Genomic DNA, 11757 nt, shown 5'->3' with positions numbered 1-11757 from the left:
CGTACGGGGCCCCGCCGACGCGGGGCCCCTTCGTCATCTCCCGGTGACCGCGTCCGAGAGGGCGTGCAGTCTCAGCGCGAGCTGGATCTCCAGGGCGCGGGCCGGGGACTGCCAGTCGGGGCCGAGGAGCCGGCCGACGCGCTCCAGGCGCTGGGCCACCGTGTTGACGTGGACGTGGAGTTCGTCCTTGGTACGGGCCGGACTCATGCCGCTGCCGAAGTAGGCGTCCAGGGTGCGGACCAGGTCGGTGCCGCGCCGCCGGTCGTAGTCGACGACCTGACCGATCGTCCGGCCCACGAAGCCCTGGATGTCCCGGCCGTCGGCGAGCAGGAGGCCGAGGAAGCCGAGGTCCTCGGCGGCCGCGCCCTGGCCCGAGCGGTGCAGCAGGACGAGCGCGTCCAGGCAGCGGCGGGCCTCCTCGTACGCGACGGCCACCTGGTCCGGGCGGTCGAGGAGCGCCCGTACGGGCGCGGAGGCGCCGACGGTGACCGGCTCGCTCAGGGCGCCGCCGAGGCTCCGCGCGGTCTGGCGGGCGAGGTCGGCGGCGCTCTCCCCCGGGCCGAGCGGCAGCAGCAGGACCGTACCGCCGTCGCGTGCCGAGGCGAGGCCGTGCCGGGTGGCGGCCAGGTGCGTGGCGGCCGACCACAGGCGCTGGCGGTCGGCGCTCTCCCGGCGGCCGGCGTCGGAGTCGGCGGCGCCGGCGGCGGACCGGTCGATGCGGGCGGCGAGCACGACGTGCGGGGCCTCGCTGTCGGTACGGAGGCGGGCGGCGCGCTCGCGCAGCAGCAGGCGGTCCCGGTCGGGGGCGTCGAGGAGGTCGTCGAGGAGCTCCCCGCGCACCCGCTGCTCGGCCTCGCCCGCCGAGCGGCGGGCGAGCAGCAGCAGGGAGGTCACCAGGGCGGCCCGCTCCAGGGTCCGCTGGTCGACGGGGTCGAGCTCGGGCTGCCCGTGGAGCACGAGCGCGCCCAGGGTCTCGCCGCCGGCGGAGACGGCGGCCACCCAGTCGTCGCCCTCGCGGACGGCGTGGCCGCCGGTGCGCCGGGCGGCACCGGCGCCCGCCTCGGTGAACTCGACGGTGCCGCCGAGGACCTCGGAGACGGCGTGGGCCACGTCGTGGACGCCGCCGCCGCGCAGGACCAGTTCGGAGAGCCGGTCGTGGACCTCGGAGGCCCGCTCGATGACGGCGCTGTGCTCGCGGATGATGTCGTTGGCCCGCTCCAGTTCGGCGAGGGCCGAGCGGGTCTCGGCGAGCAGGTGGGCGGTGTCGATGGCGACGGCGGCGTGCGCGGCGAAGGAGCCGAGCAGCGCGACCTGTTCGCGCTCGAAGACCCTGGCCCGGCGGTCGGCGGCGAAGAGCACGCCGATGACCTGGCTGCCGAGGCTGAGCGGTACGCCGAGGATGGCGACGAGGCCCTCGTCCCGTACGGCCGCGTCGATGGTGTGCGTGTGCTGGAAGCGCGGGTCCTCGAAGTAGTCCTCGGTGACGTACGGGCGGGCGGTCTGGGCGACCAGGCCGCCGAGTCCCTCGCCCATGCCGAGGCGGACCTGCTGGAACCGCGCGGAGACCGAGCCCTCCGTGACCCGCATGTACGTGTCCCCGGCGGCGGGGTCGTTGAGGCTGAGGTAGGCGACCTCGGTGCCCAGGAGCGAGCGGGCGCGCTGGACGATGGCGCGCAGCACCGCGTCGAGGTCGCGGAGTCCCGCGAGGTCGTGGGCGGTGGCGAAGAGGGCGGAGAGCTCCGCCTCCCGGCGCCGCCGCCCCTCCAGCTCGGCCCGGACCCGCAGCGCCAGCTGCTTGGCCTCTTCGAGCCCGGCCAGCGCCTCGGGGCCCGCGCCGCTCGCGCGGGCGAGCAGCACGGGTCGGTCGTAGGCCTCCGACGCCGCTCCCCGGGCGAGGAGTTCCAGGTAGGAGACGTGTTCATGGGACATGGACACAGGGATACCTGCCGTACGTGTGGTCGCACCACCCCTGTGGACGAGCTTCACAGGGGCTTCGTTCAGTGGGCGGTCCAGCCGCCGTCGAGGGTGAGGGAGGTGCCGGTGATGAAGGAGGCCTGGGGGGTGCAGAGGTAGAGGACGGCCTCGGCGACCTCCTCCGGTTCGATGAGCCGCTTGAGCGCCGAGTCCTTGAGGAGGACCTCGGTGAGGACCCGCTCCGGCGGGATGCCGTGGGCGGCGGCCTGGTCGGCGATCTGCTTCTCGACGAGCGCCGTGCGGACGTAGCCGGGGTTGACGCAGTTGGAGGTGACGCCGTGCGGCGCGCCTTCGAGGGCGGCGGTCTTGGAGAGGCCCTCCAGGCCGTGCTTGGCGGCCACATAGGCGGACTTGAAGGCGGAGGCGCGCAGCCCGTGGACGGAGGAGAGGTTCACGATCCGCCCCCAGCCCTGGCCGTACATGTGGGGCAGGGCGCCCCGGACGAGCCGGAAGGGCGCTTCCAGCATCACGGTGAGCACGGTGTGGAAGACGTCCGGCGGGAACTCCTCGATGGGGCGGACCAGCTGGATCCCGGCGTTGTTGACGAGGATGTCGGTGCCGGCGGCGGCCGCTTCCGCCGCGTCCAGGTCGGTCAGGTCGAGGAGCCGGGGTTCGAGGCCGCCGGGGAGCGCGCGGGCCTCCTCGGCCAGGGTCTCCAGGCCCTCGGCGGCCCGGTCGACGGCTCTGACCCGGGCCCCGGCGGCGGCGAGCCGCAGCGCGACGGCGCGTCCGATGCCGCCGGCCGCGCCCGTGACGAGCGCGGTGCGGCCGGTGAGGTCGAGGGCGAGGCCCGCGGCGCGGGGCAGGGGCGAGGCGACGTCCGCACCGGGCTCGGTGCCGGGGACGGTGATGGGTGCGCTCATGTTCCGCACCCTATGAACGGGCCCCGTCCGCACCGATGTGCGGCAAGCCCATAGTTCAGTCGGTGAGTGTGGTGCGGAACCATGTGGGTTCGTCGGCGAGCGCCTTCTCGATCCGCAGGTACGAGAAGCGCTTCATCTCGGGCAGTCCGTCCACCTCGAACCAGCCGACCTCGGTCGACTCCTCGTCGTTGACCCGTGCCTCGCCGCCGACCGCCCGGCAGCGGAACGTGACGTCCATGTACTGGCAGATGTCGCCGTTGGGGTAGACGACGGGCTTGCGGAGGGTCTCCACGAGCACGATCCGCTCGGGCACGCAGCGGACGGCGGTCTCCTCGTGCACCTCGCGGACCACGGCGTCGGCGGGCTGCTCGCCCGGGTCGACGATGCCGCCGACGATGGCCCAGAGCCCGTTGTCGGCCCGCTTGCCGAGCAGGACCCGGCCCCGGTCGTCGAAGACGACGGCGCTGACGCCCGGCAGGAAGAGCAGCTGGTGGCCGGCCGTCTCGCGCAGTTCGCGGATGAAGTCAGGAGTACCCATGCCCCGACCCTAGATCATCCGCGGAGCGGGGCGGCCGGGTCCCGCGTCAGGCGGCCGGGGTCCGGCGGGCCCGCAGCGCGCGGGCGGCGGCCCAGCCGAGACCGGCCGCCGCGAGCACCGCGAGCAGGGCCTCGGGCAGGGTGCCCAGGCGGGTCGCGGGGGTCTGCGAGGAGCGCAGCGGCACCTTCTCGACGAGGACGTCCGGGGTGAACATCTTCGTCTGCGCGACGATCTCGCCGTCGGGGCGGATGATCGCGCTGACCCCGCTGGTGACGGGCACGACGACCGAACGGCTGTGCTCGACCGCGCGCACCCTGCTCATCGCGAGCTGCTGGTAGGTCATCTCGCTGCGGCCGAAGGTGGCGTTGTTGCTGGGGACGGAGATCAGCTGGGCCCCGTGGGTGACGGTGTCGCGCACGGCCCAGTCGAAGGCCGCCTCGTAGCAGGTCGCGAGGCCGACCTTGGTGCCGGCGAGGTCGAAGACGCCGACCTTCTTGCCGGGGCCGAAGTCCCGGGCCACCCGGTCGACGTTGCTGTTGAAGATCCGTACGAAGGACCGCATCGGGATGTACTCGCCGAAGGGCTGGACGTGCCGCTTGTCGTACGTGGCGACGGGGCCCCGCCCGGGGACCCACTCGATGAGGGTGTTGCGGAGCTTGCCGGTCTCGGGGGCGATGACGGCGCCGATCACGGTGGGCACGCCGATCGCGTTGACGGCGCCGTCGATGACGTCGGCCGCGTCGGGGTTCGCGTACGGGTCGATGTCGGAGGAGTTCTCCGGCCACAGCACGAAGTCGGGCTGCGGCTCGCGGCCCTCCTTGACGGCCCGGGCGAGCTCGCGGGTGCGGGCCACGTGGTTGTCGAGGACGGCCCGGCGCTGGGCGTTGAAGTCGAGGCCGAGGCGGGGCACGTTGCCCTGGACGGCGGCGACGGTGGCGGTGCCGTCCTCGGCGGAGTCGTCGACGAGGGGCAGCGCGGCGAGGGCGCCGGTGACCGGGACGAGGACGGAGAGCGCCGCGGCGGCGAGCGGGCCGCGCGGGACGGCGCCGGTGGCCTTGTACGCGCGGAACTGCCGGACCGCCTCGTACAGGCCGAAGCCGCAGAGGGCGACGGCGAAGCCGAGCACCGGGGTGCCGCCGACGGCGGCGAGCGGCAGGAAGACGCCGTCGGCCTGCCCGAAGGCGACCTTGCCCCAGGGGAAGCCGCCGAAGGGCACGCGCGCGCGTGCCCCCTCCGCGAGGATCCACACCCCGGCGGCGAAGAACGGCCACCACGGGAGCCGGGAGACGGCCGCGATGCCGAGACCGGCGGCGGCCACGAAGAGCGCCTCGACGGCGGCGAGGGCGAGCCACGGGCCGGCGCCGACCTCTTCGCCGGTCCACACGAGGAGCGGGAGCAGGAAGCCGAGTCCGGCGAGGTAGCCGAGGCCGAAACCGGCGCGGAGCCGGCGGCCCCGCAGGGTCCAGCCGAGCAGCGCGAAGGCGGGCAGCGCGAGCCACCACAGGGGGCGCGGCGGGAAGCTCAGGTAGAGCAGGAACCCGGACAGCAGTGCCGTCCCGGGCCGCAGGAACCGCCGCAGCCGGGAGACCGGCGTGGGTGCGGTGTCGGGACCGGGCGCGTCGACGGAGGTGATGGTGGCGCTCACCTTGCGGAGTCTACGTGTCGTCCCTGTGCGCGAGGAGGGCGGTGCGGCCCGGCGCCGGCCTCCTTCCGCCGAGGTCACACGCCGGTCGGTGCGGGCGGGACCGGCGGGGCCGGGTGGCCGAGGCGGGCGCGGATGACGCGTACCGCGGACTGGGCGTCGTCGACGGTCACCGTGAAGGTGCGGCCGTCGCCGAGGCGCAGGACCAGGGCCTCGCCCCGCCGGACGATCACGGCCGTGCCCTTCTCGGGCCGCCAGCGGTAGCCCCAGCCGCCCCACTGGCGCGGGGTGACGCTGGGCGCGAAGTCGGCGCCGACGACCTGGGTGAGCGGGATGCGGCGGCGCGGCACGCCGATGTGGCCGCAGCGGACCTCCATGGCGCGGTCGTCGACCCTCACGGCCACGTGGACGAAGGCGAGGGTGCCGAAGAGGACGAGCAGTCCGGCCGCGACGCAGCCGATCACCGCCATGAGGAGGGCGGCGACGCCGGAGGTCCAGGGGGATTCGACGGCGAGGGTGATGCCCAGGGCCATGCAGGCGGCACCGGCGACGGCGGCCACCCACTGAAGCCGGTTGGTGGCGCGCCCCGTCCAGACGGCGGGCGTCTGCTCGTCGGCGCGCGGGTTCCGGGAATGCTCCCTCATACCGGAAGCGTACCCAGGATCGACCGGGACAGCGCGCCGGAGCGCGGTCACCGGGTGACGCTCGGTGAGCAGCCTCGGGGGGCTCGGCGTACGGCCCCTAGGGGCGCGGCAAGTGGTCCGGGCAGGCTCGGTGAGCAGGCCCGGGGGCGGTGAGCCGTCCCGGCGGAGGCTCGGTGAGCACGCCCGGGGGGTGAGCCGTCCCGGCGGAGGCTCGGTGAGCAGGCCCGGGGGGGGTGAGCCGGCCCGGAGGCTCGGTGGGCGGCCCCGGGGTGCTCAGTGCGCGGCGGCCGTGGCCGTGAGGGCGCGGCCCTCGGCGTAGCCGAGGGCGGTGGCGGGGAGCTCGCCGGGGCGGCCGCTGAGGAGGACGGAGAGGGTGCCGGTGGGGGCCGCGTCGGGCGCGGGTTCGGCGCCGATCCGGCGGAGGGCCTGGGCGGCGACGGCGTCGGCGGAGCCGTGGAAGACGATCGGCGGCAGCCCGGGCCGGCGGTGGGTCTCCAGGGCGGCGAGGATGCGCTCCTCGACCAGTTCGTAGTGGGTGCAGCCGAGGACGACGGCGCGGACGTCGGTCGGGGTGAGCGCGGCCGCCGCGGCGACGGCGGCGTCCACGGCGTCCGGGTCGGCGTGCTCGACGGCGTCGGCGAGTCCGGGGCAGGGCACCTCGGTGACCTCGGCGCCCCCGGCGAAGTCGCGGATGAGTCCGCGCTGGTAGGCGCTGCCGGTGGTGGCGGGGGTGGCCCAGATGGCGACCTTGCCGCCGGCCGCGGCGGCGGGCTTGATCGCGGGGACGGTGCCGATGACGGGGACGTCCGGTTCGAGGGCGGCGCGCAGGGCGGGCAGGGCGTGCACGGTGGCGGTGTTGCAGGCCACGATGAGCGCCCGCGGGCGGTGCGCGGCGGCGGCGAGGGCGACGTCGAGGGCGCGCCCCGTCAGGTCCTCGGGGGTACGGGGTCCCCAGGGCATGCCGTCGGGGTCGTTGGAGAGCAGGATGTCCGCGTCCGGCCGGAGCCGCCGCACCGCGGCCGCCGCCGGGAGGAGGCCGATTCCGGAGTCCATGAGCGCGATCTTCACCCGGTCACCCTAGCCGATGAGCCGTTCGCCCCCCGCGATCTGGGGCAGACTGCCACGAATGAGCACCCTCGCCTGGTTCTCGATCGTGTCCCTGGCCGCCTGGCTCTGGCTGCTGCTCGGTCAGGGCTTCTTCTGGCGCACGGACCAGCGGCTGCCGCCGGAGCGGCGGGCGCCGGAGCGCTGGCCGCGGGTGGCGGTCGTGGTGCCGGCGCGGGACGAGGCCGAGGTGCTGCCGATGAGCCTGCCGTCGCTGCTCGCGCAGGACTATCCGGGGGCCGCGGAGGTCGTCCTCGTCGACGACGGGAGCACGGACGGTACGGGGAAGCTCGCCGTCGAGCTGTCCGGCCGGTACGGCGGGCTGCCGCTGACGGTCGTGTCGCCGGGAGAGCCGGAGCCGGGCTGGACCGGGAAGCTGTGGGCGCTGCGGCACGGGATGGCCCTGGCACGCGCGCGCGGGCCGGAGTTCCTGCTCCTCACGGACGCGGACATCGCGCACGAGCCGGACGGTCTGCGGCGGCTCGTGGCGGCGGCCGTGGGGCACGATCTGGACCTGGTGTCGCAGATGGCCCGGCTCCGGGTCGCGAGCTTCTGGGAGCGCCTGGTGGTGCCGGCGTTCGTGTACTTCTTCGCCCAGCTGTATCCCTTCCGCTGGATCAACCGGGCGCGGCCGCTGGCGACGGCGGCGGCGGGCGGCTGTGTGCTGCTGCGGACGGAGACGGCGGTGGCGGCGGACGTGCCGGAGGTGATCCGGCAGGCGGTGATCGACGACGTGTCGCTGGCGCGGGCGGTGCGGCGGGCCGGGGGCCGGATCTGGCTGGGGCTCGCGGAGCGGGTCGACAGCGTCCGTCCGTATCCGGGGCTCGGCGAGCTGTGGCGGATGGTCGCGCGGAGCGCGTACGCGCAGCTGCGGCACAATCCGCTGCTGCTCCTGGGGACGGTGGCGGGGCTCGCGCTGGTCTATCTGGTGCCGCCGGTGGCGCTGGTGGCGGGCGTGTGGACCGGGGACGCGCCGGCGGCGTGGGCGGGCGGGGCCGCGTGGGCGGTGATGGCGGGGACGTACGTGCCGATGCTCCGCTACTACCGGCAGCCGCTCCTGCTCGCTCCGCTGCTGCCGTTCACCGCGTTCCTCTACCTCCTGATGACGGTGGACTCGGCGCTGCGGCACCACCGGGGCCGGGGTGCGGCCTGGAAGGGGCGGACGTACGCCCGCCCGGAGGCGGCACCGGACCGGTGAGCACGCGCTCGGTGCCGGTCAGAGGTCGTTCCCGGCGTAGGAGAGGTTGAAGCTCTTGTTGGTGAGGGGGAAGTCGGGAACGATCGTGTCCGCGAGGGCGAGCGGCAGGGCGGGCCAGTTGAAGAAGGACGGGTCCACGGGTTTGACGCGGCTGAGCCGGCCTTCGGCGGTGGTCTCGACGCGGGTGGCGATCGTGCCGCGCCATCCTTCGACGATCCCGGTGCCGGAGCCGCTCCGTCCGGCGAGGGGCGTACGGATCTCGCCCGGGGCGGTGTCCTCGGCGAGGTGGTCGATCAGGGCGAGGGAGACGTCGATCTCCTCCGCCCGGACGAGGAAGCGGGCCAGGACGTCTCCGGTGTCGCGCACGGGGACGGCGAGCTCCGCGTCGTAGGAGAGGAACGGGTGGGCGACGCGGGCGTCGGTGCCGGCGAGGCCGCTCGCGCGGGCCACGTAGCCGAGGCAGCCGAGGTCCCGGGCGGCTCGTGGGGTCAGGACGGCGGTGCCGGTGAAGCGGTCGCGCACGGTGGAGTGGTTCAGGGCGAGGCCCGCGATCTCCCGGATGTCGCGGCCGACGGCGGCGAGCGGGGCGGGGTCGGGCAGCGCCCGCAGGACGGTGCCGCCCGGGACGACGCCGCCGCGCAGCAGCCGGTGGCCGGTGATCTCCGCGTTCAGGCGGAGGAGTCGTTCCCGTACGCGCTGGGCGTGGGCGTGGAGGATGCCGTGGCCGACGTCGTTGCAGAGCATGCCGAGGTCGGCGACGTGGTTGTGGAGCCGTTCCAGTTCGAGGAGGAGCGCGCGGCCCCGGGCGGCGGCGGCCGGGACCTCGGTGCCGGTGGCCTCCTCGACGGCGAGGCAGTAGGCGAGGGCGTGGCCGACGGCCGTGTCCCCGCTGATGCGTTCGGCGAGCGGCAGGCCGGTCTCGGTCGTCCGGCCCTCGAAGAGCTTCTCGACGCCGCGGTGGACGAACCACAGCCGCGCCTTGAGCCTGAGGATGGTCTCGCCGACGACGGAGAAGCGGAAGTGGCCGGGTTCGATGAGGCCGGCGTGCACGGGACCGACGGGGATCTCGTACACGCCGTCGCCCTCGACCTCCAGGAAGGGGTACGGGCCCTCCTGTTCGGCGAACGGCGGTGGCGGTCCCGCGTCGGGCCGCATCGGGTACCAGCCCTTGGGCCAGTGGTAGTGGCGGACCAGGCGGCGGGGCAGCGGGTGTTCGAGCGGCACGACGCCGTGCAGGTCCCGCATCTCCCGCTCGAACCGGCCCGCGGGGAAGGAGAGCGGGGCGAGGCTCGGGGCCTCGGGTTTGTCCGGGTCCAGGTGGACGTGGAGCTCGGTGCGGACGTCCGGCGGGCCGGAGGCGAAGAGGTGGACGACCCGGACCCGCCGTCCGTCGTCGTGGTGTGCGGCGACGAGCGCCAGGCGGTGCCCTGCGTCCAGCAACTCGGAAACCCTCTGCGGGAGTTCGCCGACGTTGACCTCGTGGAGAGTACGGGTGGCGCGCATGCGGTCAGCGGCCTCCGATCGTGGCGGCGGCATCGTGCAGGAGGCCCGTCAGCGGTCCGGTCGCGACGCCGAGCGCGGCGCACGCGGCGAGTCCGAGGACGAGGGGCCACACCGCTCCTTCCCCGAAGGACGCGGGGGCCGGGGCGGGGGGCGGGCCGAGGACCATGCGGGCCGTGCGGACGGCCAGCGCGGCGAACGCGATCAGGACGAGCAGCAGGGCCGCCGCCGTCACCCGGCCCAGGCCGGCGGTGAATCCCGCGCGGACGATGCCGAGTTCGGAGGCGAAGAGGCTGAACGGCGGGAACCCGAGGAGGGCGAGCACCGCGAGGCCGAACGCGCCGCCGAGCCAGGGCAGCCGGGCGAGGAGTCCCCGCACCCGCCCCACGAGCGTCGTCCCGGTCAGGCGCAGCACATGGCCCGCGGCGCAGAAGGCGACCGACTTGGCCAGCCCGTGCCCGGCGATGTGCAGCAGGACGGCCGCCCGGGCGAGCGGGGTGCCGATGGCCGTGCCGAGGGCGATCAGGGCCATGTGCTCCATGCTCGAATAGGCCAGCATGCGGGTGTAGTCGCGCTGGGCGAGGAGCAGGGCCGTGGCGAGGGCCAGGGTGAGCAGGGCGATCCCGGCCAGGAGCGTGCGGGTCCAGCCGTCCCCGAGTGCGGCGTCCGCGATCACCTCGTACCGCAGGATCGCGGAGAAGGCGATGGACAGCAGCACGCCGGACATCAGCGCGCAGACGGGCGCGGGGGTCTGGCTGTAGGCGTCCGGCAGCCAGGCGTGGAGCGGGGCGAGTCCGGCTTTGGCGCCGAAGCCCAGGATCACCAGGGAGACGCCGAGCCGGGTGACGGACGGGTCGAGCGCGTGCGCGTGGGCGACGAGCGTCGGCCAGTCCAGGGCGTGCTCCTCGTCGATGCCGGCCTGCCGGGCCGCGGAGTAGACGAGCACGGTGCCGAGGAAGGCGAGCACGATGCCGGCCGAGCAGATCACCACGTACTTCCACGCGGCCTCGACGGACCGCCGGGTGCGCCGGTGGCCCACCAGGAAGGCGGTGACGAGCGTCGTCGCCTCGATCGCCACCCACAGCACCCCGAGGTTCGCCGTCACCGCCGCCAGGCACATGGCGCCCAGGAACGTCTGGACCAGCGCCTGGAGGAGCGCCGCCCCCCGGGCGGAGGGATGCTCTCCGGCGGGCTGGGAGGCCAGGGTGGCGCAGGCGATCAGGGCGACGGCTCCGGTGACCAGCAGCATCCACGCCGTCAGCGCGTCGGCCCTCAGCAGCCCGTCGAGCGCCGGGAGCGCCCCGCCGCGCGGCAGGGCCGACGCGAGGACCGCGCCGCAGCCGAGCACCGCGAGCGGCGGGACCACTCCCCACCAGGGGGAGACCCGTCCGGCCGCCGCGTCCGGCTCCGGGTCCGGTGGTGGCATGCCGCTCTCCGGGCCGTACGGGAGGGACGTCGCTCCGGCCGGGACGGGCACCGGGCGCGGCGCCGCCGGGGCGGTCCGGCGGGCCTTGGCGAGGGTGAGGGCGTGGGCGCCGGCGACGGCGCAGGGGGCGGCGACGGGGGCGGTCAGGACGAGCGTGGTCGTGAGGGCGTCCATCAGTCGTGCAGCTCCCGCAGGTCGTCGAGGTCGGTCGTGCCGAACGCGGCCCGCATCCGGGCGGTGAGCAGGTGGAACACCAGCACCGCGAAGAGGACGTCGAACGAGACGCCGAGTTCGACGATGAGGGGGACGCCGGAGGCGGCGAGGAACGCGGTGGCGGTGATGCCGTTGTCGAGGAGCAGGAAGCCGACCACCTGGGCGAGGGCGCGGCGCCGGGTGACGAGCACGAAGAAGCCGATGAGCACGACCGCGAGGCCCACGGGGAGGGCACGGGTCGCCGGGGTCGGATGGAGCTCGACCAGGGGGCGCGCGACCGCGGTGGCCAGCAGGGTCAGGGCCGCCGCCGCGAGCAGCGAGGCGGCCACGTTCACCAGCGGCCGGGTCTCCCGCGCCTCCGCGCCCCCGGTGTCGTACGGGTGGCGGTCCGCCGTCAGGGCGGTCAGGGCCCGGCGCATCAGATGCGGCAGGACACCGGCCCGCAGCACCCCGATGCCCACCGCGACCACGACGAGGTCCGCCCGGCCCTCGTGGAGCCCGAGCAGCGCGGCGATCGCGGCCAGGGCGATCCCCTGGAGGGCGAAGACCCGCACGATCGAGGAGAGTTGGTGTCTCCACAGGATCACGGCGGCGGCCAGCAGGAACGCTCCGCAGGCGAGGTCGAGGAGCTGGGTGTACGCGCTGTCGCCCATGC

General features: G+C 75.2%; 10 protein-coding genes. 1 reads left to right on the top strand and 9 read right to left on the bottom strand.

Going from position 1 to position 11757, the window contains the following annotated elements:
- Positions 1 to 33 precede the first annotated feature (33 nt).
- The 6 genes from ACFYUS_RS13805 to ACFYUS_RS13780 all read right to left on the bottom strand — a co-directional run bounded on the left by ACFYUS_RS13805 (position 34) and on the right by ACFYUS_RS13780 (position 6729).
- Positions 34 to 1929, bottom strand: a complete 1896-nt coding sequence (locus ACFYUS_RS13805) for a helix-turn-helix domain-containing protein (RefSeq protein WP_388850042.1) — start codon at positions 1927 to 1929, stop codon at positions 34 to 36.
- Between the two features lie 68 nt (positions 1930 to 1997).
- Complete coding sequence (locus ACFYUS_RS13800) at positions 1998 to 2837, bottom strand: 3-hydroxybutyrate dehydrogenase (RefSeq protein ID WP_388850039.1); 840 nt, start codon at positions 2835 to 2837, stop codon at positions 1998 to 2000.
- 55 nt (positions 2838 to 2892) lie between these two features.
- A complete protein-coding gene (locus ACFYUS_RS13795; RefSeq protein WP_388850036.1) occupies positions 2893 to 3375 on the bottom strand; it encodes an NUDIX domain-containing protein in 483 nt (160 codons plus the stop codon).
- A 46-nt stretch (positions 3376 to 3421) separates the two neighbouring features.
- On the bottom strand, positions 3422 to 5020 hold the full coding sequence (lnt, locus tag ACFYUS_RS13790) for an apolipoprotein N-acyltransferase (RefSeq protein WP_388850033.1): 1599 nt from the start codon (positions 5018 to 5020) through the stop codon (positions 3422 to 3424).
- 74 nt (positions 5021 to 5094) lie between these two features.
- Entirely contained in the window at positions 5095 to 5661 is a 567-nt protein-coding gene (locus tag ACFYUS_RS13785) for a hypothetical protein (RefSeq protein ID WP_388850030.1), read from the bottom strand.
- Positions 5662 to 5934: 273 nt separating this feature from the next.
- A complete protein-coding gene (locus tag ACFYUS_RS13780; protein WP_388850027.1) occupies positions 5935 to 6729 on the bottom strand; it encodes a glutamate racemase in 795 nt (264 codons plus the stop codon).
- 58 nt (positions 6730 to 6787) lie between these two features.
- On the opposite strand from ACFYUS_RS13780, the gene ACFYUS_RS13775 reads away from it, so the two are divergent.
- On the top strand, positions 6788 to 7963 hold the full coding sequence (locus tag ACFYUS_RS13775; protein WP_388850024.1) for a glycosyltransferase: 1176 nt from the start codon (positions 6788 to 6790) through the stop codon (positions 7961 to 7963).
- Between the two features lie 18 nt (positions 7964 to 7981).
- Here the strand turns inward: ACFYUS_RS13775 and ACFYUS_RS13770 are convergent, their stop codons facing one another.
- From ACFYUS_RS13770 to ACFYUS_RS13760, 3 genes are read right to left on the bottom strand one after another with little or no spacing between them, the layout of a single operon-like run.
- Complete coding sequence (locus tag ACFYUS_RS13770) at positions 7982 to 9466, bottom strand: NADH-quinone oxidoreductase subunit C (RefSeq protein WP_388850021.1); 1485 nt, start codon at positions 9464 to 9466, stop codon at positions 7982 to 7984.
- A 4-nt stretch (positions 9467 to 9470) separates the two neighbouring features.
- Complete coding sequence (locus ACFYUS_RS13765) at positions 9471 to 11063, bottom strand: proton-conducting transporter membrane subunit (protein ID WP_388850018.1); 1593 nt, start codon at positions 11061 to 11063, stop codon at positions 9471 to 9473.
- Positions 11063 to 11755 (bottom strand): hypothetical protein, encoded by a 693-nt coding sequence (locus tag ACFYUS_RS13760; RefSeq protein ID WP_388850015.1) that lies wholly within the window; start codon positions 11753 to 11755, stop codon positions 11063 to 11065. Before ACFYUS_RS13760 ends, ACFYUS_RS13765 begins: the two co-directional genes overlap by 1 nt.
- Positions 11756 to 11757: the final 2 nt, after the last annotated feature.

It is taken from the genome of Streptomyces sp. NPDC004284 (assembly GCF_042874035.1).
Classification (GTDB): Bacteria; Actinomycetota; Actinomycetes; order Streptomycetales; family Streptomycetaceae; genus Streptomyces.
Note: the sequence above shows the minus strand (reverse complement) of the source record. Positions and strands in the feature narration are given on the sequence as shown.